This window comes from Streptomyces daliensis, from assembly GCF_054782395.1.
Genome location: NZ_BAAGSO010000029.1, coordinates 90081 through 110873 on the forward strand (window position 1 = coordinate 90081; position 20793 = coordinate 110873).

General features: G+C 71.4%; 17 protein-coding genes and 1 pseudogene. 6 read left to right on the forward strand and 12 right to left on the reverse strand.

Annotated elements, in window-relative coordinates; genetic code table 11:
- Positions 1-418: 418 nt before the first annotated feature.
- The 6 genes from ACYVOO_RS06825 to ACYVOO_RS06850 form a co-directional block, all read right to left on the reverse strand.
- Positions 419-1972 carry a beta-N-acetylhexosaminidase gene (locus tag ACYVOO_RS06825; protein ID WP_461014717.1) on the reverse strand — a complete coding sequence of 518 codons (1554 nt, stop codon included), beginning with the start codon at positions 1970-1972 and terminating at the stop codon, positions 419-421.
- Positions 1973-2029: 57 nt separating this feature from the next.
- Complete coding sequence (locus ACYVOO_RS06830; protein WP_461014718.1) at positions 2030-2920, reverse strand: carbohydrate ABC transporter permease; 891 nt, start codon at positions 2918-2920, stop codon at positions 2030-2032.
- Positions 2917-3957 carry a carbohydrate ABC transporter permease gene (locus ACYVOO_RS06835; protein ID WP_461014719.1) on the reverse strand — a complete coding sequence of 347 codons (1041 nt, stop codon included), beginning with the start codon at positions 3955-3957 and terminating at the stop codon, positions 2917-2919. The genes ACYVOO_RS06830 and ACYVOO_RS06835 overlap by 4 nt, the downstream gene beginning before the upstream one ends.
- Complete coding sequence (locus ACYVOO_RS06840; RefSeq protein WP_461014720.1) at positions 3954-5258, reverse strand: extracellular solute-binding protein; 1305 nt, start codon at positions 5256-5258, stop codon at positions 3954-3956. The genes ACYVOO_RS06835 and ACYVOO_RS06840 overlap by 4 nt, the downstream gene beginning before the upstream one ends.
- Before the next feature lie 299 nt (positions 5259-5557).
- Positions 5558-5863: a DUF3039 domain-containing protein gene (locus ACYVOO_RS06845; protein ID WP_453351271.1), complete on the reverse strand. Its 306-nt coding sequence runs from the start codon at positions 5861-5863 to the stop codon at positions 5558-5560.
- Positions 5864-5874: 11 nt separating this feature from the next.
- Positions 5875-6615 (reverse strand): YqgE/AlgH family protein, encoded by a 741-nt coding sequence (locus ACYVOO_RS06850; RefSeq protein WP_461014721.1) that lies wholly within the window; start codon positions 6613-6615, stop codon positions 5875-5877.
- A gap of 265 nt (positions 6616-6880) precedes the next feature.
- Here ACYVOO_RS06850 and murA point away from each other — a divergent pair, with 265 nt between their 5' ends.
- Entirely contained in the window at positions 6881-8200 is a 1320-nt protein-coding gene (gene murA, locus ACYVOO_RS06855) for a UDP-N-acetylglucosamine 1-carboxyvinyltransferase (RefSeq protein ID WP_453351269.1), read from the forward strand.
- A 352-nt stretch (positions 8201-8552) separates the two neighbouring features.
- Here murA and ACYVOO_RS06860 read toward each other — a convergent pair whose 3' ends face one another.
- Entirely contained in the window at positions 8553-8834 is a 282-nt protein-coding gene (locus ACYVOO_RS06860; protein ID WP_453348389.1) for an HU family DNA-binding protein, read from the reverse strand.
- A gap of 419 nt (positions 8835-9253) precedes the next feature.
- Complete coding sequence (locus ACYVOO_RS06865; protein ID WP_461014722.1) at positions 9254-10672, reverse strand: malic enzyme-like NAD(P)-binding protein; 1419 nt, start codon at positions 10670-10672, stop codon at positions 9254-9256.
- 300 nt (positions 10673-10972) lie between these two features.
- Between ACYVOO_RS06865 and ACYVOO_RS06870 the strand changes: the two genes are divergently transcribed.
- On the forward strand, positions 10973-11179 hold the full coding sequence (locus ACYVOO_RS06870) for a cold-shock protein (protein ID WP_453348391.1): 207 nt from the start codon (positions 10973-10975) through the stop codon (positions 11177-11179).
- A gap of 100 nt (positions 11180-11279) precedes the next feature.
- Here the strand turns inward: ACYVOO_RS06870 and ACYVOO_RS06875 are convergent.
- Positions 11280-12527 (reverse strand): annotated as a pseudogene (locus ACYVOO_RS06875) (helix-turn-helix domain-containing protein).
- 281 nt (positions 12528-12808) lie between these two features.
- Here ACYVOO_RS06875 and ACYVOO_RS06880 point away from each other — a divergent pair.
- From ACYVOO_RS06880 to ACYVOO_RS06895, 4 genes are all read left to right on the forward strand, one after another.
- Complete coding sequence (locus tag ACYVOO_RS06880; RefSeq protein WP_461014723.1) at positions 12809-14029, forward strand: helix-turn-helix domain-containing protein; 1221 nt, start codon at positions 12809-12811, stop codon at positions 14027-14029.
- 299 nt (positions 14030-14328) lie between these two features.
- A complete protein-coding gene (locus ACYVOO_RS06885) occupies positions 14329-14739 on the forward strand; it encodes a hypothetical protein (RefSeq protein ID WP_461014724.1) in 411 nt (136 codons plus the stop codon).
- Entirely contained in the window at positions 14736-14999 is a 264-nt protein-coding gene (locus ACYVOO_RS06890; RefSeq protein ID WP_461014725.1) for a hypothetical protein, read from the forward strand. The genes ACYVOO_RS06885 and ACYVOO_RS06890 overlap by 4 nt, the downstream gene beginning before the upstream one ends.
- Before the next feature lie 14 nt (positions 15000-15013).
- Entirely contained in the window at positions 15014-15508 is a 495-nt protein-coding gene (locus tag ACYVOO_RS06895) for a hypothetical protein (RefSeq protein WP_461014726.1), read from the forward strand.
- A 347-nt stretch (positions 15509-15855) separates the two neighbouring features.
- On the opposite strand, the gene ACYVOO_RS06900 is transcribed toward ACYVOO_RS06895, so the two are convergent.
- The 3 genes from ACYVOO_RS06900 to ACYVOO_RS06910 form a co-directional block, all read right to left on the reverse strand.
- Positions 15856-18174, reverse strand: coding sequence for a HelD family protein (locus tag ACYVOO_RS06900; RefSeq protein ID WP_461014727.1), 2319 nt, complete (start codon positions 18172-18174; stop codon positions 15856-15858).
- Positions 18175-18356: 182 nt separating this feature from the next.
- A complete protein-coding gene (locus ACYVOO_RS06905; protein WP_461014728.1) occupies positions 18357-19127 on the reverse strand; it encodes an anti-sigma factor family protein in 771 nt (256 codons plus the stop codon).
- Positions 19124-19666 (reverse strand): sigma-70 family RNA polymerase sigma factor, encoded by a 543-nt coding sequence (locus ACYVOO_RS06910; RefSeq protein ID WP_453348396.1) that lies wholly within the window; start codon positions 19664-19666, stop codon positions 19124-19126. Before ACYVOO_RS06910 ends, ACYVOO_RS06905 begins: the two co-directional genes overlap by 4 nt.
- Positions 19667-20793 lie beyond the last annotated feature (1127 nt).

Genomic DNA, 20793 nt, shown 5'->3' on the forward strand with positions numbered 1-20793 from the left:
TCGCCCCGGCTGCCGTGCCCGTACGGTACGTGCTCACAGCCCGGACGTGGCAACTCTGGCACATCTCACGGGCCCGCTGACGCGAGGGTCCGGGAAGGGTGGATCCGTCGCTGAGGTCGCGCTCGCCCGTGTCGTCCCTACTGTCCAGCTCGCCCGTCTCGTCACGGTCGTCGGTCTCGCGCGGCGCGGCGGGCGGCGCGTCGGCCGGACCGGTCCTGCCGCCCCGTCGGCCCGAACTCCCGCCCGCCGCCGCGCTTCAGGGCCCGCGCGCCGAGCTGACCGGCGCCGCGGTCGCGCGACGGGAGGCGTGCGCCGGGCGCCCGGCGCGCGCGGACTGGGGGAATCTTGTACGCAATTCGGGCACATGCTCCCCACGTTCCCAGGGGCGGCCCGGAGGGGGCCGCCCCTTCGGCGGGGCTCACACGATCGGGGGCGGCCCCTCGATCGGACGTCCGAGGATGCCGGGGCGCCGCTGCCAGGGCCTGGGCCCCGACGGCGGGCGGTAGTCGACGCCCAGCGCGTCGAGCCGCGCGTAGTGGCCCCCGGTCATGCGCCGCTCGAAGTCCGCGAAGTCCCGCTCGGCGGGCGCGGGGAGCGGCGACCAGGCGACCTCGGCCAGCGCGGCGAGGCGCGGGAAGACCTGGTAGTCGACGCGCTGCTGGTTCTCGGTGCACTCGGTCCACATGTTCGCCTGCGTGCCGAGCACGTGCCGCTCCTCGGCCGTGCCCGCCAGCTCGGGCGGCACGGGTTCAAAGTGGTAGACGTCGCGCAGGGTCCGTACGAAGCCGATCGGCACCGGCTCGTCGGCGCCGCCGTCCTGGCGGTGGTCGAAGTAGACCTGCTGCTCGGGGCACATGACCACGTCGTGTCCAGCGCGCGCTGCGGCGATCCCGCCGCGGTAGCCGCGCCAGGAGGAGACCGCCGTGCCGTCGGCCAGGGCGCCGCCCTCCAGGATCTCGTCCCAGCCGATGAGGCGCCGCCCGCGCTCGGCGAGCCAGCCGGCGAAGTGCCCGGTGAACCAGGACTGGAGGGCCTCCTCGTCGGGCAGGCCGAGGTCCGCGACGCGCTTCCGCGCGGCGTCGGACTCCCGCCACTGGCTCTTGGGGCACTCGTCGCCACCCAGGTGCACATAGCGGGACGGGAAGATCTCCAGCAGTTCCTCCAGCACGCCCTCGTAGAAGCGCAGGACGGTGTCGCTGGGGGCCAGCACGTTCGGGCTGACGCCCCATTCGGACCACACCTCGAACGAGGTGGTGTCCACCACGTCGGTGTTGCCCAGCTCGGGGTAGGCGGAGATGGCCGCCTGGGAGTGGCCTGGGATGTCGATCTCGGGGACGACGGTGATGTGGCGTTCGGCCGCGTACGCGACGATCTCGCGCAGGTCCTCCTGCGTGTAGAAGCCGCCGTGCGGGCGCTCGTCCCAGATGTCGGAGGCCCGGTGGCCGACCTTCGTCCTGGCCCGCCAGGACGCCGTCTCCGTCAGCTTCGGGTAGCGCTTGATCTCGGGGCGCCAGCCCTGGTCGTCGGTCAGGTGGAGGTGCAGCACGTTGAGTTTGTGCGCGGCGAGCAGGTCCAGGTAGCGCAGCACGCCCGCCTTGGGCATGAAGTGCCGGGCCACGTCCAGCATGAGGCCGCGCCAGTGGAAGCGGGGCGCGTCCTCGATGACGCAGTGGGGCAGCGGGCGCGCGGGGGCCGCTCCGGCACCCTCGCCCGTCGGCGCCGAGGTGCGGCGGAACTCGTCGGGCCCGAGGAGCTGTTTGAGGGTCTGCCGCGCCCAGAAGAGCCCGGCCTCGTCGCCGCCGGTCACGGTGACGCCGTCGCCGTCGACGGTGAGCCGGTACGCCTCGGGGCCCAGGGCGCTGTCGGTACGGGTGCGCACCTCGCCGGGGCGGCCCTCGTACGGGTATGTGCCGCCCGTGTAGCGGGCGCTGCGGGGGGCCGGGAGCAGTGCGGGTTCGGCTGTCTCCGGCATGCGATCACCTTCGTCTCTCGGGGTGGTGTGGGGTGGTACGGGGACTCGACGGGGAGGTCAGTCCTTGACCGCGCCGCCGAGCCCCGAGACCAGCCTTCTGTGGACCAGCACGAAGAAGACCAGGACGGGGAGGGTCATCACCGTGGAACCGGCCATCACGCCGCCCCAGTCGGGGGTCTCCGTGTCGAAGAAGACCAGCAGGGCCATGGGGAGGGTGGAGTTCTCGGTCGCGGAGATGATGAAGGACTTGGCGAAGAGGAAGTCGTTCCAGGTGGAGATGAAGGAGAACACGCTCGTCGCGACCAGTCCGGGAAAGACCAGCGGAAAGAGGATCTGCCACAGGAAGCGGGTCCTGCTGGCCCCGTCGATGAACGCCTGCTCCTCCAGGGATTCCGGGACCGCCTTCACGAAGCCGCGCAGCATCCACACCGCGAACGGCAGCGAGAAGGCGAGGTGCGGAAGGATCAGCGAGACCAGTGAATTGAGCGCGCCGAAGTCCCGCATCAGGAAGAACATCGGGATCGTCAGCGCCTCGACGGGCACCATCTGCGCGGCCAGGAACATGATGAGCAGCGTCGTACGGAACCGGAAGCGGAAACGGGTCACCGCGGTCGCCGCGAGGAACGCGATCAGCGCGGAGGCGAGCACCACCGTTCCGGCCACGAGAAGGCTGTTGAGGAAGTAGCGGCCGAAGTCCTGCTGCTCGAAGACCCTGCGGAAGGCGTCGAGCGACGGATTCAGGGTCCAGGGCACGGGGCGGTCGGACTGGATCTCTCCCGCGGGCTTGAAGGCGGAGAGCACCATCCAGTAGAGCGGAAAGGCGACGACGAGCGCGACGAGGAATGCGGCGCCCTCGGCCGCCAGCCGCCAGGGCTTGCGGACCCACCGACGGCCGGTTCTTCCCCTCGTTCTGCCGACGGCCGCAGGCAGCCGCTCCGTAGCGCTCACAGCTCCTCCCCCTTGCCCCGCAGCAGCCGGAGATGGACGAGCGTGACGGCCAGCAGAATCAGCAGCATCACCACTCCGATCGCCGAACCGAGGCTGTACTGGGAGGAGGCGAACGCCTTCTGGTACGCGTACACGTTGAGCACCAGATTCTGTTTCGCGACGCCTCCGCCGCCCGTCATCACATAGATCTGCGTGAACACCTTGAAGTCCCAGATGACCGACTGGATGGTCACTACCACGAGAAGGGGCCGCAGCATCGGCGCCATGATGCTGCGCCAGGTGCGCCAGACGCTCGCCCCGTCCAGTGCGGCGGCCTCCAGAACCTCTTCCGGAATGGCCTTGATTCCCGCGTACATGGTCACCATGACCAGCGGAAAGGAGCACCAGACCACTTCGAAGAGCACCAGCGCGAAGGCGCTCATCCGGCCGTACGTCCAGGAGAAGTCCCCCAGGCCCAGCACCCGGTTGACGGGGCCGAAGTCGGGGTCGAAGAGAAACACCCACACCGTCGATCCGGTGATGGCCGGAGTGGCCCACGCGCCGAGCGCCGCGAGCATCAGCGTGAGCCTCGGCACGGCCCGTATCCGCGTGAGCAGGACGGCGAGCGAGCAGCCCACCGCGAGGGTGCCCAGAACGCACGCGGCGGCGAACAGGACGGTCGCCAGCAGCACGTCCCAGAACTGCGGGTCGCCGAACAGCTCCGCGTAATTCCCGAATCCCTGGAAGGACGTCGGCTTTCCGCCGCTGACCTGCGCCTGGGTGTATTCCAGGAACGAGATCAGGCCGAGCTGGTAAACGGGATAGACCAGCAGCCCGCCCAGCACCACGAGGGCCGGGGCGAGGTAGAGCCAGGGGGTCCACCGTCCGCCGCGCGCGGCGGCAGCGGCGGACGGGCGCGCGCGTGCGCCGTCGGAACGGCCTGGCGTGCGCCGTGGCCCCGGCCCCGGGCGCGCCCCACCGGACGCGCCCGACCCGGCAGGGCCGGCCCCCGCGCCCTTCCGGGGAAGGGCCGCGCCGATCACCTCGGAACCGCTCACTTCGCGAACGCCTCGTCCATCTTCTTCGCGGCGCCCTCCGCCGCCTCGTCCACGGACTTACGGCCGCTGGCGACCTCCTGGAACATCGTGGGCAGCACGAGCCCGGCGTCGATCTCGCCCCAGGCGGGCGACACGGGCACGAACTTGGCCCCGGCGTCGAGAGTGCGCACGAACGGCTTCACGAAGGGCTCGTCCTCGGCCGCCTGGGCGCGCGTGTCGGTGAACGTCGGCAGGAAGCCCATCGCGTCGAAGAGCCGCCGCTGGGTCTCCTTGCCCGCCAGTTCCTTCATCAGGTCCACGGCGAGGCTGCGGTGGTCGCTGCTCCTGAGCACGCCGACGTTGTTGCCTCCGGCGAACGCGGGCGCGATCTCGCCCTCGTCGGTGCCGGGGAGCGGGACGACGGCGTAGTCGCCCTTCACCTTCCCGTCTTCCATGGCCTGACGGTTGAAGTCGCCGCCGATGACCATCCCGGCCTTGCCCGCCGTGAACGCCTCGACGCTCTCGTTGCCGCCCATCTGCGCGCACTTGCCCGCCGGGCAGTTGTCGGCGCCGAAGAGGCCGGTGTACGCCTTGATGCCCTTCTTGGCGTCCGCGCTGTCGATGGCGGCGCTGTAGGCGCCGTCGCCCTTCTCTGTGGCCAGTTCGCCGCCGTTGGCCCAGATGAAGGGCATCGCGCCGTAGGTGTAGGCGCCGCCGACGGCCAGCCCGTACAGCGAGGGGCGCTCGGCGCGGATCTTCTTGGCGGTGCTCACGACCTCGTCGAGGGTCTTGGGCGCCTTGAGGCCGAGGTCGTCGAAGACGTCGGTGCGGTAGTAGAGGGCGCGGACGCCGACGAAGAGAGGCGCGCCGTAGACCTTGCCGTCCACGGTGACGGACTCCTTGGCCGCCGGGTCCATGTCCCCGGCCGCCTTCCACTTCCCGATCTCGCCCGTGACGTCGGCGAGTCCGCCGTCCGCGACGTATCCGGCGGTGTCGGTGTTGCCGTACTCGATGAGGTCGGGCGCGGACTCGGGGTCGTTCAGCGCGCCCTTGATCTTCTCGGCGCGGCTGTCAATGGGGATGTACTGGACGTCGACCTCGACGCCCTCGTGCTGCTTCTCGAAGTCCTTGACGACCGCGTCGACCACCCGCTCCTTGGGCTTGTTGCCGACCTCGCGGAAGAGCCAGACGCGTAAGGTCCCGCTCTTCTCGTCCTTCCCCGACCCGTCCCCCGACGTCGACGGGGCACACCCCGTCGCCGCCACCCCTGCCATGCCGAGTGCCACTGCGGACACGGCGAATCGTGCGAATCGTGCGGCCATTCTCACGGCGAGACCCCCAAGACTTGGGCGTTGCACCATACGCAACGCAAGTTTCGCTACGCACAACTTTGCAGGAGGCTACGAGCCCCCACGTCGCGCGGCAATAGGTCTCGACCAATTCGCGCCCACGACGTGACCGGCGGGACCTTGACCGGGGGTGCGACGGTCCGGGCCCGCACACACGACAGCGCGCCCCGCCCGCTCCCGTCGAACGGGAGGGGCGGGGCGCGCCGAGGAGCCTTACGCGGAGCCGCGGGGTGCGGATGCGGGAACTGAGGGGGGAGGGAGCAGCGGACGGGCTACTTCTTGCCGTCGCCCTTGCCGCCCTTACCGTCCTTGCCGTTCTTGTCCCCGCCTGCGCCCATGGTCTCGTAGATCTCCTTGCACATGGGACAGACCGGGTACTTCTTGGGATCGCGCCCCGGTACCCAGACCTTGCCGCAGAGCGCGACGACGGGGGTCCCGTCCATCGCGCTCGCCATGATCTTGTCCTTCTGGACATAGTGGGCGAACCGCTCGTGGTCGCCGTCGCCGTGTGACGTCTGCGGGGTCGGCTCGACCAGTGTGCCGGTGCCCGCCCCGCGCTCGGGCTCAAGAGTGCTCATGCATACCAAGCCTAATTCAGAGACGGATCGTCCGGATACGTGGCCACCATGGCCAGTTCGCTGCGCTGACGCCTCAGCACGGAACGCCACAGGCCCTCGGGCGAGGGCGAGGAGACATCTCCGGGCTCCGACTCGACGACGTACCACGCGCCCTCGGACAGCTCGTTCTCCAACTGCCCTGGACCCCAGCCCGCGTAACCGGCGAAGATGCGCAGCGAACCCAGCTCGGCCGCGAGCAGTTCGGGCGGCGCCTCCAGATCGACGAGGCCGATGGCGCCGTGCACCCGGCGCCAGCCGAGCGGCCCGTCGCCGCTCCCGGAGACGGCCTCCCCGCCGAGCGCGCCGTCCGCGTCCCCGTCCCCGTCCCCGTCAGGGGCGAAATCGGGGTCGAAATCAGGGCCGGAGTCGGGGTCGGCGCCGGATTCGGCGTCGCGACGTGGGCCGGCGCCGGCTCTCCCCGCCGCCTCCACCCGGTCGGCATCACCGTGCCCGGCGGGCACGACGGCCACCCCGAGCGCCGCGTCCAGGGACACGGGCCCGCCCTGGAAGACGACGCCGGGCTCACCGGCGAGCGCGGCCCAGGGTTCGAGGATGTCACCGACACCCACGGGCGTCGGACGGTTGAGGACCACTCCCAGCGACCCCTCCTCGTCGTGATCGAGGAGGAGCACTACCGCGCGGTCGAAGTTCGGGTCGGCCAGCACCGGCGTGGCCACGAGCAGCCGCCCGGTGAGCGAGGACACCTCGGTCATGCGCCAATGATCCCCCACCCGCGGCCCCCGCGGGGACCCAACCGCCATATCCGCCCGGCCGCCGTACCCGCCCGGCCACTCGGCATCCGCCCCCCGGCAACTCGACGGCACCCCTGACCCGGTGACAGCACGCGCACGCGCGGGAACCGTGGGCGATATTGCGTATCCGTGACGCGCTCACGAGGATTCCGGCCTTACGTAAACGGACCCACGTCCCCTTACGATTACCTTTTGTCCCAACCCGTCTTCAGGAACGCGGAGATCCATGACCGACGACGTCCTGCTTGTCCACGGCGGAACCCCGCTGGAGGGCGAGATCCGTGTCCGTGGCGCGAAAAACCTCGTGCCGAAGGCCATGGTCGCCGCCCTCCTCGGCAGCAGCCCCAGCAGGCTGCGCAATGTGCCCGACATCCGCGACGTGCGCGTCGTACGTGGCCTGCTCCAGCTTCACGGTGTGACCGTACTCGCCGGGGACGAGCCCGGTGAGCTGGTGCTCGACCCCTCGCACGTCGAGAGCGCGAACGTCGCCGACATCGACGCGCACGCGGGCTCATCACGCATCCCGATCCTCTTCTGCGGCCCCCTGCTGCACCGCCTCGGCCACGCCTTCATCCCGGGTCTTGGCGGCTGCGACATCGGCGGGCGGCCCGTCGACTTCCACTTCGACGTGCTGCGGCAGTTCGGCGCGACGATCGAGAAGCGCGCCGACGGCCAGTATCTGGAGGCCCCGCAGCGGCTGCGCGGCACCAAGATCCGGCTGCCGTACCCGTCCGTCGGCTCGACCGAACAGGTGCTGCTCACGGCCGTGCTGGCCGAGGGTGTGACCGAGCTCTCCAACGCCGCCGTCGAGCCCGAGATCGAAGATCTCATCTGCGTCCTCCAGAAGATGGGCGCGATCATCTCGATGGACACGGACCGCACGATCCGCATCACCGGCGTCGACAAGCTCGGCGGCTACACCCACCGCGCACTGCCCGACCGCCTGGAGGCGGCCTCCTGGGCGAGCGCGGCGCTGGCGACCGAGGGCAACGTGTTCGTCCACGGCGCGCAGCAGAAGTCGATGATGACCTTCCTCAACACGTTCCGCCGGGTCGGCGGCGCGTTCGAGATCCTCGACGAGGGCATCCGCTTCTGGCACCCGGGCGGCCCGCTGAAGTCCATCGCGCTGGAGACCGACGTCCACCCCGGCTTCCAGACCGACTGGCAGCAGCCGCTGGTCGTCGCGCTCACGCAGGCGACGGGGCTGTCGATCGTGCACGAGACGGTGTACGAGTCGCGCCTTGGCTTCACCTCGGCGCTCAACCAGATGGGCGCGCACATCCAGCTCTACCGCGAGTGCCTCGGCGGGTCCGCGTGCCGGTTCGGGCAGCGGAACTTCCTGCACTCCGCCGTGGTGTCGGGGCCGACGAAGCTCCAGGGCGCGGATCTGGTGATCCCGGACCTGCGGGGCGGATTCTCGTACCTCATCGCGGCGCTGGCCGCGCAGGGGACGTCGCGGGTGCACGGGATCGATCTGATCAACCGTGGCTACGAGAACTTCATGGAGAAGCTCGCCGAACTCGGCGCCAAGGTCGAACGCCCCTGACGGGCCCCTCCGCCCGACGCGTGCCGCCCGTACCGTCCGTAGTGCCCGTGCCGCCCGTCCCGCCCGTGCAGGTGGGGCGGGCGGCACGGCTTCGGAGCCCCCGCGCCGCGTGAGCGGGCCTCGTGGCCCACGGCCGTGCCCCGGCCGCACCGCAGGGCCACACGGAGCGCGCGAGGCCCGTGCGAGGGCCCTCAACGGCTCTCATGGGCCTCGCGCACTTCGCCCGGCCCCCTTGACAGCGCGCCTGAGCAGCGGGCCCGGACAGGACAGCACAAGGGGCGGCCACCCGGAGTCCGGGTGGCCGCCCCTGCTGTTGTCTGCGCCGGAGCGGCTGGCAGCCGCCCCGTGCCGCTTACTTGCCCTTCGCGGCTTCCTTGAGCTTGGAGCCCGCCGAAACCTTGACGCTGTACCCGGCCGGGATCTGGATCGGGTCGCCGGTCTGCGGGTTGCGCGCGGTGCGGGCGGCACGGTGCGTGCGCTCGAAGGTGAGGAAGCCGGGGATGGTGACCTTCTCGTCACCCTTGGAGACGACCTCGCCGACGGTGTCGGCGAGGGCGGCCAGAACGGCGTCGGCGTCCTTGCGGGTCACCTCGGCGCGATCGGCCAGAGCGGCCACCAGCTCACTGCGGTTCATAACTCGTTACTCCCGTGTTCTTCTTGCCGATGAGGCGTGAGATCGAAGCCGATGCTGCCAGGGCCCTCGGACAGTCCCCGGACCCGGGTCTCCCTTCAGACCCTCGCGCCCAGTGACGCATCCTGCCCCCACCTGCGGCGGGAAAGCCAATCCGGCACCCTTTGGGCAGCTACGGAGTCACACGAAAAGCGCCAGTGGCTCGCTGTGGTGACTTTCCATAGGCTTTGTCCGCCCGCAACCCTACGGGGGCCGTACGGGCGCCGCAGTCCGCGACGCGCCGTATCCCGCCGGGCTCCCACCGGGTACGCTTCGCCCTTTTCCGCCGCCCGCGCGCCCCGCACGCCCCTTCGCGGGACGCGAAACCGGGACTGGCCGCTACGGAGCGTGACGTGACGCCGCGTGACATCACGTCGCCGCCCCTAGGAGATCGCCTCGCCCGCCGCACGCGCGGCGTCGCGCACCGCGCCCGCGACCGCTCCCGAGACCTTCTCGTTGAAGACGCTCGGGATGATGTAGTTCGGGTTCAGCTCGTCCTCCAGGACGACGTCCGCCAGCGCCCGCGCCGCGGCGAGCATCATGTCGTCGTTGACGGTCCTGGACTGCGCGTCCAGGAGGCCGCGGAAGACGCCGGGGAAGACGAGCACGTTGTTGATCTGGTTCGGGAAGTCCGAGCGCCCCGTGGCCACGACGGTGGCCGTCTCGCGGGCGACGGCCGGATCGACCTCGGGGTCCGGGTTGGCGAGCGCGAACACGATGGCGCCCGTCGCCATCTTCGCCACGTCGTCCCCGTCGAGGACGTTCGGTGCCGAGACGCCGATGAAGACGTCCGCGCCGACGACGGCGTCCTTCAGGGTGCCGGTGACGCCCTCGGGGTTGGTGTTGTCGGCGATCCAGCCGAGCGCGGAGTCCGGGCCGACGCCGACGAGGTCCTCGCGGTCCGCGTGCACGACACCGTGGATGTCGGCGACGACGGCGTGCTTGACGCCCGCCTCCAGGAGGAGCTTGAGGATGGCCGTACCGGCGGCGCCCGCGCCGGACATGACGACGCGGATGTCCTCGATCCGCTTGTCCACGACGCGCAGCGCGTTGTAGAGCGACGCGAGGACGACGATGGCCGTTCCGTGCTGGTCGTCGTGGAAGACGGGGATGTCGACGGCCTCGCGCAGCCGCGCCTCGATCTCGAAGCAGCGGGGCGCGGAGATGTCCTCCAGGTTGATCCCGGCGAAGCCGGGGGCCAGCGCGCGGACGATCTCGACGATCGCGTCCGTGTCCTGCGTGTCCAGGCAGATCGGCCAGGCGTCGATCCCCGCGAAGCGCTTGAAGAGGGCCGCCTTGCCCTCCATGACGGGCAGCGCGGCCTGCGGGCCGATGTTGCCGAGGCCGAGCACGGCGGAGCCGTCGGTGACGACGGCGACGCTGTTGCGCTTGATGGTGAGACGGCGCGCGTCCTCGGGGTTCTCCGCGATCTGGGTGCACACGCGGGCCACGCCCGGGGTGTAGATCATGGAGAGGTCGTCGCGGTTGCGAATGGGATGCTTCGACGACATCTCGATCTTGCCGCCGAGGTGCATCAGGAACGTACGGTCCGAGACCTTGCCCAGAGAGACGCCCTCGATCTCGCGGAGCTTGGCCACGATCTCGTCCGCGTGCGCGGTGGAGGAGGCCGCGATGGTGACGTCGATCCGGAGCCGTTCATGGCCCGAGGCGGTGACGTCGAGGCCGGTCACCGAACCGCCCGACGACTCCACGACCGTGGTGATCTGACTGACCGCTGTCCCGCCCGCGGGGACCTCCAGGCGGACCGTCATCGAGTACGAGACGCTTGGCGCCGAGCTCATTGCCGACTTCCCTCTGCTTTCCCTTGTCGCGTGGTGACGCACACCGTCCTCCGACCGCGAGATCTGCGGCTCCAGAGGGGGCGCGTCAACAGATATTCCCACCTACCACCCGGTACGCGGTAACGCCCCTCTCCTTACGGAAAGATATTTCCACCATACGAGAGGGAGCCGAGGCAGCGGAACCCCCACCCCTTCGCGCGAAAAACGACACGAAACATCATCAATGCGCGGTTATCGCCGCCATGTCGCCCTAGGATCGCCCCCGCACACGCACATGTTCACTCACGGGAGACCAAGAAAATGGCTCAGGGCACGGTCAAGTGGTTCAACGCCGAGAAGGGGTACGGCTTCATCGCGCAAGAGGGCGGCGGGCCTGACGTCTTCGTGCACTACAGCTCGATCAGCGGCGAGGGCTACCGCAGCCTGGAGGACACCCAGCGCGTCGAGTTCGAGATCGCGGAGGGCCGGAAGGGGCCACAGGCCGAAGGGGTCCGCGTCGTCGGCTGAACGCCACGCATGGGGGGCCGATGATGTCGGCGGGCCGCGACTCCACTGGCGTGGCCCGCGTTTCTCTTGCGCACCGCGGCCCTCGGAGATGGCGCCCGCGTCAGTCGTGCTCCCGGAGAGCGGCGATCAGGTGCCGCCCTTCCTTCGCCCCCCGGCGCATGAGGACGGCCGCCGTCGCGTGCAGTTCGTTCCAGGAGTGCGGGCGGCCGACCGCCGCCGCGTCGGGCACGCTCGCCACGGCCACCGAACCGGACCGTGCGGCGTCTCCGGCCCCGGCGAGCGCGTGTGCCAGGGCAGGCCCGGAACCAGGTCTTGTCCCGCCGGTACTCGTCCGGCAGCGCCGTCAGACCCACCGAGAGGTGATCCACGGCCGCCCGCCGGTCCCGCAGGTGCAGCGCGGCCATGCCCCGTTGCAGGGTGAACCAGTTCTCCCCGTAGAAGTACATCCACGGTGGCTCGTCCTCCGGGCGCTGCGCCGCACGACTGATCATTCTTGCGCCTCGTCCAGAAGCCGTACGGCGTCGTCGGCTTCACCGTTGCGCGCATGGCCTCGGCCTGCCATCTGCGCAGCCATGCCCTGCACGCCGAGGGACGTGCCTGGCGCTGACCAGCGGGCAGCCTCCGCCAGCCGTACGCACCGGCTGGCACGCCCGTCTCCCCATGCCATGTGTGCCTTCATGTTGAGCGTGGTGGCGGCCATGTTGGCGTCCCCCGCTTCCAGCGCCCATTCGTGGCTGCGGTCGTACCAGAGGAGGGCGGCAGGCTCGTCGCCCTGGTCCTCAGCCATCCAGCCCAGGAACTGCGCGTGCTCCGAGGCCAGCCGGACCACGCGCTCGGCGAGCGGGCCCCGCGCCCCCGCGTACATATCGACGACCGTCCGGAGCTGCTGACGCATCACGTCCACGAGCGGCCGGGACCCGATCAGGTCCTCCGCCCGGCGGTGCTCGGCGAGCAGTCGGTCCAGCCACTCCAGCGTGGCGGCGTCGACGCGGTGCTCGGCGTTCACGACGCTCGTCACGCGGGCCAGCAGGTCCTCGTCAGGCCCCGGGCCGGGAAGAGCGAGGGCCGCGACCGGCGCGGACCGACGATGCTCCGCAGGGGTTTGAAGATGCTGCGGGATCTTGAGCCCGGCGGCGATACGCCGCCGCACCTCGACGGAGGTCACGCGGCGCCGACCGCGCTCGATCTCGGACACGTCGGGCTGGACCAGGCCGACGCGCTCGCCGAGCGCCGTTTGACTCAGCCCGGTCAACTTCCGGTACGCGCGGAAGAGCGCTCCCCAATTCCCGCTCGCGACTGCGGCAGCGAGCGTCGGATGAGACCACAGATCCATGTGTGAGTCCCCCATATCTCCAATATAGGGCGCGGCTATAGGGCCAGAGGATGGGATCAACTGACGCCCGGCGCGAGTGTCTTCGGCAAGAACCCCGCGACCGACGGCAAGTTGATGTCCCTTCGCAACATTGGCCATGCCCCGGCCGTTCGCAGGGCAGATGCGCTGACGTGATCACAGTCGACGGCGATGAGCTGTGTCCCTGTCCTCCTTCCGTAGGACGGGAGCCGTTCTTGTGTTTTCGCCTCAGCTTCCCCGGCGTAGCGTGGACGGACATCCACCTGGTGGGGGTGCACATGCGCGACGAGTACGAGACGAGCATCGGAGACCGGATCGGTCGGCTCCGTGACCGGCGCGGCTTGACCCAGGAGCAGTTGGCCGAGGCCGCTGGCGTATCGGTCGATACGGTACGGAAGTTGGAGCAGAACCGGCGGCTGACCGCTCGCATGTCCACCCTCAACCAGCTTGCCCGCGCGCTCGATGTGGACGTGTCCGCGCTGGTCGGCACCCCGACCACGTTCGAGGCGAAGGCCGACGAAGACGCCCCCTCGGTGCTCGCGTTGCGGCAGGCCGTCTCGCCCGTCTCCGACCTGCTCGGGGAGGACGAGGATCCCGAGGACCCGCCCACCATCGGCGCCTTGCGCACAGCGCTGCGTTCCACCGAGCGGGTGCGGCGCGAGGGCCGTATGGGCTCCATCGGCAGCACGCTGCCTCAGCTCATCCGGGACGCCCGTGCGGCCGTCCGCCACCATCACGGCAGCGAGCAGCGGGCGGCGTACGCCGTGCTCGCCGAGGCGTACCAGGTCGCCGCGACCACACTGACCGCGCTGCGGAAGGAAGACGCCGCGTTCACCGCGATGGAGCGCGCCGGTCTCGCGGCCCGCCGCTCCGACGATCCACGGCTGGAGGCCATCGGCGCCTCCACCCTCGCATGGATCTTCACCAAGCAGGGGCGGCTGGAAGACGCGCGGCGTGTGGCCCTCGCGCACGCGAACGAGATCGAGCCCGGATTCCGCTCAGCGCCCGTCGACCTCTCCCTGTGGGGAATTCTGCTGCTGCGTGCGGCGACGGCCACCGTCCGCCAGGGGGAGCACCATTACGACCGCGTCGAGGACCTGCTGCGCATGGCGACGGCCGCCGCAGCGAGCGTCGGCGCCGACCGGCTCGACTACGCGACACCGTTCGGCCCGGCCAACGCGGGGGTCGCGAAGGTCAACTTCCTGGTCGAGATGGAGAAGAACCACGAGGCGGTCACGGCCGCCCGCACCGTGCCCGGCCTGGCCTCGCTGCCCCCGACGTGGCAGGCCCGCTTCCACGTCGACCGCGCCCTGGCCCACGCGGACCTGGAGCAGGACGGCCGCGCCACCCGGGCCCTGCTGGCAGCGGAGCAGAACGCCCCGGAGTGGATGAGGTATCACGCCACGGCCCGGCGGCTGGTGGCGGAACTGCGGGGACGGGAGCGCCGCCGCACCTCCCCGGTCACCGACCTGGCCCAGCGTCTCCACCTGGACGGGTAGGGCGCGGCGTCCTACCCGCCCGCGAAAGTAGGACGCCACGCCCCTGGGTGGTCGCCCACCGTGTTCCTACCGTCACTCACTGGACAGCGGTGCAGGTCTGCGGCCCCCGCCAGGGCCGACCGGCGCCGCACCCCACGACAGTGAGGTGCCGCAGTGGAGAGCAAGGCGACGGCCGGAGTGACGGCCGCAGGTATGACGTTGAGGGTGTACCGCATCAGCCTGTCCACCGGGGCCCGGACAGACCTGAGAGCGGTGGACCCCACACCGGGCGGCCCGCTGATCTCCCAGGTGTGGCCGCCATGCGAGTGCCGCCGCTGCCGCACGCGGGCCGGAGGGCCGGTCCAGTGAGCGCCGAGATTCCGCCCGGGCGGATGCGCTGGGAGATCCGGCCCGCGGGACGCGGCTGGGACGCGGTGCGCATGGCCGCCACGCTGGGCCGCCCCGTACTCGCTCAGCTCGGCGACGCGGCAGCGGTCTACTACGACGACGGGGACCTCATCTTCCTCGTCCCCTACGACAGCGGTGGCGGGTTCGGCCCTGGCACCGAGTACCTGAGCATCGGCGCATGGCTGTTCATGCCAGGGCCACAGCGCAGACAGGGCCCCGGCGTGCACTGGCTCAGCGGTCATGAGCGGGCACGTACCTCGCCGGAGACGCTGCGGGCCGCGCTGGACGCCGTACGCCAACAGGCGCCGGAGGCGGACCGGTGACCGGCCACGCATGTGAGGTGGAGGGCGACGACCACGTGGGCCCCGTCATGCGCTACCTGCCCACAGCCCGCTACCCGTGGCACAACCCGGTGTGGCTGTGCCCCGGGCACGGCGCCTATCTCCCCCTCGCAGCGATCCGCGCCGAGATCACCGGGGAGACCGTCGCCCGCGCCATCACCGTCTTCACCGGCGCCGGCAAGCGCCGCACCGACACCGAGTCCGTCGACCCCACACCCACCGTGACTCCCATCCGCAACTGATCTGGAGCAGCCCCGTGCCGCGTGACCACACCGTCCTGATCCCCGCCGACCCCGAGGATGTCTTCTACGACCCCCACGGCTGGGCCACCACCGCCGGTTTTCCCGTCGCCGTTCTGGAAGGCCAGCAGGCGCACTTCGTGATGCGCCGCATCCAAGACCGCGCCGTGCGGCTCATGTACGAGCTGCCACAGGGGCCCGCGTTCCTCACCAGCTACCCGCGCCCCCTGCCATCCGGGCAAGTCATCGAGATCATGGAAGGCAACCTGGCGACACTGCTGACCGCCCACGCCTGCCGCCCCCTGCGCCTGCGCGAGAAGGGCGAGCGCCTCACGGTGGACGGCACCACCCGCGACTGCGTGTCCACCCTGCTCGCGCCCCGTCACTGGTGGCAGGCGCGCCACACCCGCATCGGCAAGGCCCTGCAACACCAGGGCCGGGCCGTCATCCTCACCGCACCCCTCGTCGGCGGACGCACACTCCAACTCACCACCGTCGCACCCACGCCATAAAGCCCCCGTCCCCTGGGGAAACCGTCGGCAGCGGCCCAGGGGCCGGGCCCCGCGGCCCGGTCGTCCGCACCCCGGCCCCCGGCACGGACGGCCGGGCTCACAAGGCGAGAGCCCGCCCGTCCAACAGGACCGGCGGGGCTCTCATCTGCGAAGTAAGTGACACCGACCCGCCAGCTCGCCTCGCGGCAAGTGGTCGCTCGAAGCGACTATGGTTGGGCCCGGGGGCATGGATCGGGCCGGTGCCACATCCAGGCTAACACTGTGGTTCTCGGACGCATTCCCGCAGACCGCAAGGGTCTTGGCGCCCTCGCAGCCCCACGGGGCGCCCCGCGCACCGCCCGGAACGCTCAGTCCCGAAGCAGGTCGGGCACCCCCTCCGCGTCCGGCAGGTCCCGCGCACTGGACAGCACCGTGAGCCGCTGTGTGGCCCGGGTCAGCGCCACGTACAGCACCCGCAGGCCCGCCGGGGACTCGTCGGCGATCTCCGCAGGGGAGACCACGAGCGTTGCGTCGTACTCCAGGCCCTTGGCCTCCAGGCTGCCCAGCGGGACGACGCGGTCGTCGAGCCCCTTCAGCCACTCCCGCGCCTGCGCGCGGCGGCCCATCGCGACCACGACGCCGACGGTGCCGTCCACCTCGCCGAGCATCCGCGCCGCCTCCTCGCGCACCGCGGCACCCAGCGCCTCCGCGTCCGGCGCGTCCGGCTCGCCCCCGGCGACCGCGACCGCGAACCGCGGCCTCAGGCCCGTCGAGCGCACCGCCTTCGGCGGCGCCGTGCCCGGCATCGCCAGGGCCAGCACGCGGTCGGCCAGCTCCGCGACCTCGGACGGGTTGCGGTAGTTGACCGTCAGCTCGAAGCGGCGGCGGGGGCGGGTGCCCAGGGCCTCGTCGCGGGCCGCGGCCGCCTCGTCGGGGTCGGACCAGGAGGACTGCGCCGGGTCTCCGACGACCGTCCAGGTGGCCGTCCTCCCCCGGCGCCCGACCATCCGCCACTGCATGGGCGTCAGGTCCTGCGCCTCGTCCACGATGATGTGCGCGTAGTCCCTGCGCTCCTCCGCCAGCCGTTCGGCGCGCTCGCGGCGCGGCGCCTCGCGGTCCGCGTACGTCGTCAGCTCGTCCAGCCCCGTGAGCTGGTCCAGCGGGTCCATGTCCCGCTTCTTGGGGCGGGCCGGGGCGCCCAGCAGGAGGTGCAGCTCGTCCAGGAGCGCGACGTCGTGCACGGACAGCGGGCCCGCGCCCTCCGCGTCCAGGCGGCGCAGGGAGCGCGCCACGGCCCGCACCTCGTCGGGCCTGAGCACCCGGCGGGACCAGCGGCCCAGGCGCCGTTCGTCCGCCATCGCAGCGAGCACGCGGCGCGGGGTCAGCTCGGGCCACCAGGCGTCGAGGAACTCGGTGAAGACGTCCTCCGTCGCGATGTCCTCGTCGAACGCCTCGCGGGCCTCGGCCTCCAGCTCGTCGTCGGTGTAGCGGCGGCGGGCGCCCGAGCGCGCCCACAGCGCGTCCAGCAGCAGCCTGCGGGCGCGCGGGCGCATGAGGTTGACCGGCGCTGTGCCGCCCAGCACCTGCTGGCGCACCGCGCGCAGCTCCTCGGCGCCCAGCTCGATCCGCGCGCCGAACGCCACCACGCGCAGCGACTGCGGCATCTCGCCCAGCTCCAGCGCGCCCCGCGCCGCCCTGCGCAGCACCTTCACCATGCGCGCCGAACCCTTGACGCGGGCGACGCGCTGTTCGTCGTACGTGTCCGCCTCCGCGCCCTCGACGAGCGAGCCCAGGGCCCGGATCGCGACCTGCCCCTCTTCGCCGAGCGAGGGCAGCACACCCTCGGTGTACGAGACGAGCAGCGGGGTCGGGCTGACGATGAGGATGCCGCCCGCGTATCTGCGTCTGTCCTGGTAGAGGAGGTACGCGGCACGGTGCAGCGCCACCGCCGTCTTGCCCGTCCCAGGTCCGCCCTCGACCTCGGTGACGGAGGCGGCGGGGGCGCGGATGACCATGTCCTGCTCGGCCTGGATCGAGGAGACGATGTCGCGCATGGCGTGCCCGCGCGCCCGCCCGAGCGCCGCCATCAGCGCGCCGTCCCCGATGACGGGCAGCTCGACGCCGTCGATGGTCGCGCGGATCTCGGGACGCAGCAGATCGTCCTCGACGCCCAGGACCTGACGCCCCTTGCTGCGGATCACCCTGCGCCGCACCACACGTCCCGGGGCCACCGGGGTGGAGCGGTAGAAGGGCGCGGCGGCGGGGGCACGCCAGTCGATGACGAGCGGCGAGTAGTCGGCGTCGAGCACGCCGAGCCGCCCGATGTGCAGGGTCTCGGCGATCTCGGCCGTGCCGTCCTCGCGTACGGCGCCCTCGGCGGGCTCGACGGAGGTGTAGGCGCCGTCCGGGCCCTTCTTGCCGTCCTTGCCCAGGAGGAGGTCGATACGGCCGAAGAGGAAGTCCTCGAACTCGCTGTTCAGCCGGTTCAGGTGCAGGCCGGCGCGGAAGACCTGCGCGTCCCGCTCGGCCAGTGCTCCCGGCGTGCCGACCTGCGCCCGCTTCGAGGCGTCGTCCATCAGGAACTCGGCCTCGTGAATTTTCTCCTCAAGCCGTCGGTACACGTCGTCGAGGTGCGACTGCTCCCCGCGGACCTCCCGCTCCCGGACACTGTCGTGCTGCGCTCCCAACGCCGCGGCCCCCTTCTGCTTGCTTAGGGCAGCCGTCTACCGTACGCGACGGAAGCGGCAAAGCGCACGTATACGCGAACGCGGGCAATCCGTGACGGGACGGGTCGCGCCTGGGGTCGCCCCTGGTCGGGGCCCTGGTCGGGGGCCTGCCCTCCTTGCGCCGACGCCTCCCGCCGACGCGCTCAGACCTTGATCGAGGCGAGGCGCCTGCCGTCGAGGGTACGGACGTCGAAGCGGCTGATGTCCTCGCGCTGGAAGGCCGCGCCCCCGTGCGTATACAGCGGCTCGGGCCACTTCGAGCCCGGAATGCCGTAGCCGCCCTCGGGCACCGACCACGTCGTGACGGTCTGCTCCGTGCCGTTCGCGCCGACCGCGACCAGCTCGCAGGAGAGCGGCCCGCGCACATGGCCCAGCTTCAGCGCCACATGGGTGCCCCAGTCCTTGCGCTCCAGGGAGACCGTGGCCCGCGCCTTGGTCCGCGCGTCCACGACGCCGATCTTCTCGCCGTGCTCGTACATCTCCCGGGCCGGGCTCGCGACGTGCGCGGGCTCCCCGCTCCCGTTCCCGTCGCCGTCCCCGCCCCCCGCGAATCCGACGGCGGCCAGCGGGCCCCCGACGACCAGCACGAAGGCCGCCGCGGCCAGCCACACGCGACGCTGGCGGCGACCGCGGCGCTCGGCGGCCGTCTCCGCGAGGAGCCGGTCCAGCAGCTCGGGTGCGGGGCGGGCGCCCAGCGCCTCGGGCACGGCGTGGTCCGTGTCGTCCGTGGGGTCGGCGTGCGCGACGTGTTCCGCGTGCTCGGCCAGGAGGGGCGGCAGCGGCATCAGCGACTCCAGTTCGGCGCCGCATCGGTCGCATCCGGCCAGGTGCTGCTCGAAGCGCTCCGCTTCGGCGGGGTCGAGGACACCGAGCGCGTAGGCAGCGACATCGGTGTGCTCCACGGGCGAAGTCATTCCGTCACCCCTCTTTCCTCCAGCGAGAGCTTCAGCGAACGCAGGGCGTAGAAGACCCGGGAACGGACCGTCCCAGGAGGTATACGCAGCGCCTCCGCCGCCTCGTTCACCGTCCGGCCCTTGAAGTACGTCTCGATCAACGCCTCCCGGTGCGGCTCGGTGAGGTCGCCGAGCGCGTCCGAGATCGTCATCATGCGCAGCGCCCGGTCGATCTCGTCGACGGCGGGCACCGCCTCCAGCGGCGCCGGGTCCACCTCCTGGGGGCGGGCCCTGCGGCTGCGGTGGCCGTCGATCACGATGCGCCGCGCGACGGTCACCAGCCAGGGGCGCACGGAGCCGGTGGCCCCGTGCAACTGCTCCGCGTTGCGCCAAGCCCGTAACAGGGTCTCCTGGACGACGTCCTCGGCTCTGTGCCTGTCGCCCGCGACGAGGCGCAGCACGAAGGCGAGGAGCGGGCCCGCGTGCTCGGCGTAGAGCGCCCTCATGAGGGCGTCGTCCGGCGATGTCCTGTCGGCGGCCACGACGGAATACTCGCGCACGGGTGACCTCCGGTCGAGAGCACTGTACGAACGGGGTGACGCCCAGTGGTACGGGCCCAACTCCGGTTCCGTTCAGCGGGTCCCCTTCGCGGGGTGCGGAAGGAAACGGGGGGTTGCCGCTTCACCGGGCTGCGCCGCTTCACGGGGTGCGGGGTGAAGGTCACACGGGGTGCGTGTTTCTTGTGGGGGTGCGCCTGCTGTGGGTGCCCCTTGGGGGGCTCGTTCGCGTGTGGCGGGCCGGTGGCACGGGTTGTGCCCACCCGTCCCGCCAGCGGGACGATTGCCCACAACAGTTTTGGCGCCGTCGCCCGGCGGGGGTGTGCCTGGGTTTCGTCGCCGGGTGCGGGCCGGTGGCTTCGGCGCGGCGTGTGGTTGCGGTGCGTCGCGGCTGGCGCCGCGTGATTCTTGGCTTGCGCCGGTGGTCGTGTGGGGTGCGTGTGTGGTGGGGGTCGGTGCCGTGCCGGGGTGTCTCCTCGGGCGGCGACAAGTGCGGGTCGGCTTTTCGGCTGCCTGTACAGTCGCCACCACTTGCGGGGACACCCCACCACGTCCCCTCCCACCCGGTGGCCAACCTCCGGCCGGTGCCCCCTCCGCTTGTTCCCACGCTGTGGACGGCACGTCATTGTTGTGGGCAAGCGTCCCGCTCGGCGAGGGGGCACCTCCCAGCGGTAGCTGGGGGAGGGTGGGCACAACCCACCCACCGGCCCACACCCGCGCACGAAACCCCAGGGGCACCCGGGGGATGGCGTCCCCCGGGCAAGGGCACAGGTGGGACCTTGGCGCACCCGGAACCGGATAGCGGGCCACCGGCAGGACGGGGACGGGGTGGGGTGTCCCCGCAGGTCGAGAAAGTCACCGGCAGAAAGCCGAACACGAGACCTTCACGCCGAGGAGACACCCCACCCCGGCACCGGACACCCTGCACTCACGCGCCCATAACCCCAACAGGAACCCAGAATCACGCGGCGCCAGCCGCAAAGCACCGCACCACACGCCGCGCCGAAGCCACCCACCCGCACCCGAACACGGCGCCCAGCCCAACGCAGCGCACCGTGCGACGGCGCAAAAATCAGCGCGGGACCCTACAGTGCGCACCACACCGGCCAACCGTCCCGCGCAACACCCCC

What these genes read in the sequence shown, in the direction of transcription:
- ACYVOO_RS06825 (WP_461014717.1), bottom strand. Translation starts at nt 1,972, where the DNA reads ATGCCGGAGACAGCCGAACCCGCACTGCTCCCGGCCCCCCGCAGCGCC.
- ACYVOO_RS06840 (WP_461014720.1), bottom strand. Translation starts at nt 5,258, where the DNA reads ATGGCCGCACGATTCGCACGATTCGCCGTGTCCGCAGTGGCACTCGGC.
- ACYVOO_RS06845 (WP_453351271.1), bottom strand. Translation starts at nt 5,863, where the DNA reads ATGAGCACTCTTGAGCCCGAGCGCGGGGCGGGCACCGGCACACTGGTC.
- ACYVOO_RS06850 (WP_461014721.1), bottom strand. Translation starts at nt 6,615, where the DNA reads ATGACCGAGGTGTCCTCGCTCACCGGGCGGCTGCTCGTGGCCACGCCG.
- murA (WP_453351269.1), top strand. Translation starts at nt 6,881, where the DNA reads ATGACCGACGACGTCCTGCTTGTCCACGGCGGAACCCCGCTGGAGGGC.
- ACYVOO_RS06860 (WP_453348389.1), bottom strand. Translation starts at nt 8,834, where the DNA reads ATGAACCGCAGTGAGCTGGTGGCCGCTCTGGCCGATCGCGCCGAGGTG.
- ACYVOO_RS06865 (WP_461014722.1), bottom strand. Translation starts at nt 10,672, where the DNA reads ATGAGCTCGGCGCCAAGCGTCTCGTACTCGATGACGGTCCGCCTGGAG.
- ACYVOO_RS06870 (WP_453348391.1), top strand. Translation starts at nt 10,973, where the DNA reads ATGGCTCAGGGCACGGTCAAGTGGTTCAACGCCGAGAAGGGGTACGGC.
- ACYVOO_RS06880 (WP_461014723.1), top strand. Translation starts at nt 12,809, where the DNA reads ATGCGCGACGAGTACGAGACGAGCATCGGAGACCGGATCGGTCGGCTC.
- ACYVOO_RS06885 (WP_461014724.1), top strand. Translation starts at nt 14,329, where the DNA reads ATGCGAGTGCCGCCGCTGCCGCACGCGGGCCGGAGGGCCGGTCCAGTG.
- ACYVOO_RS06905 (WP_461014728.1), bottom strand. Translation starts at nt 19,127, where the DNA reads ATGACTTCGCCCGTGGAGCACACCGATGTCGCTGCCTACGCGCTCGGT.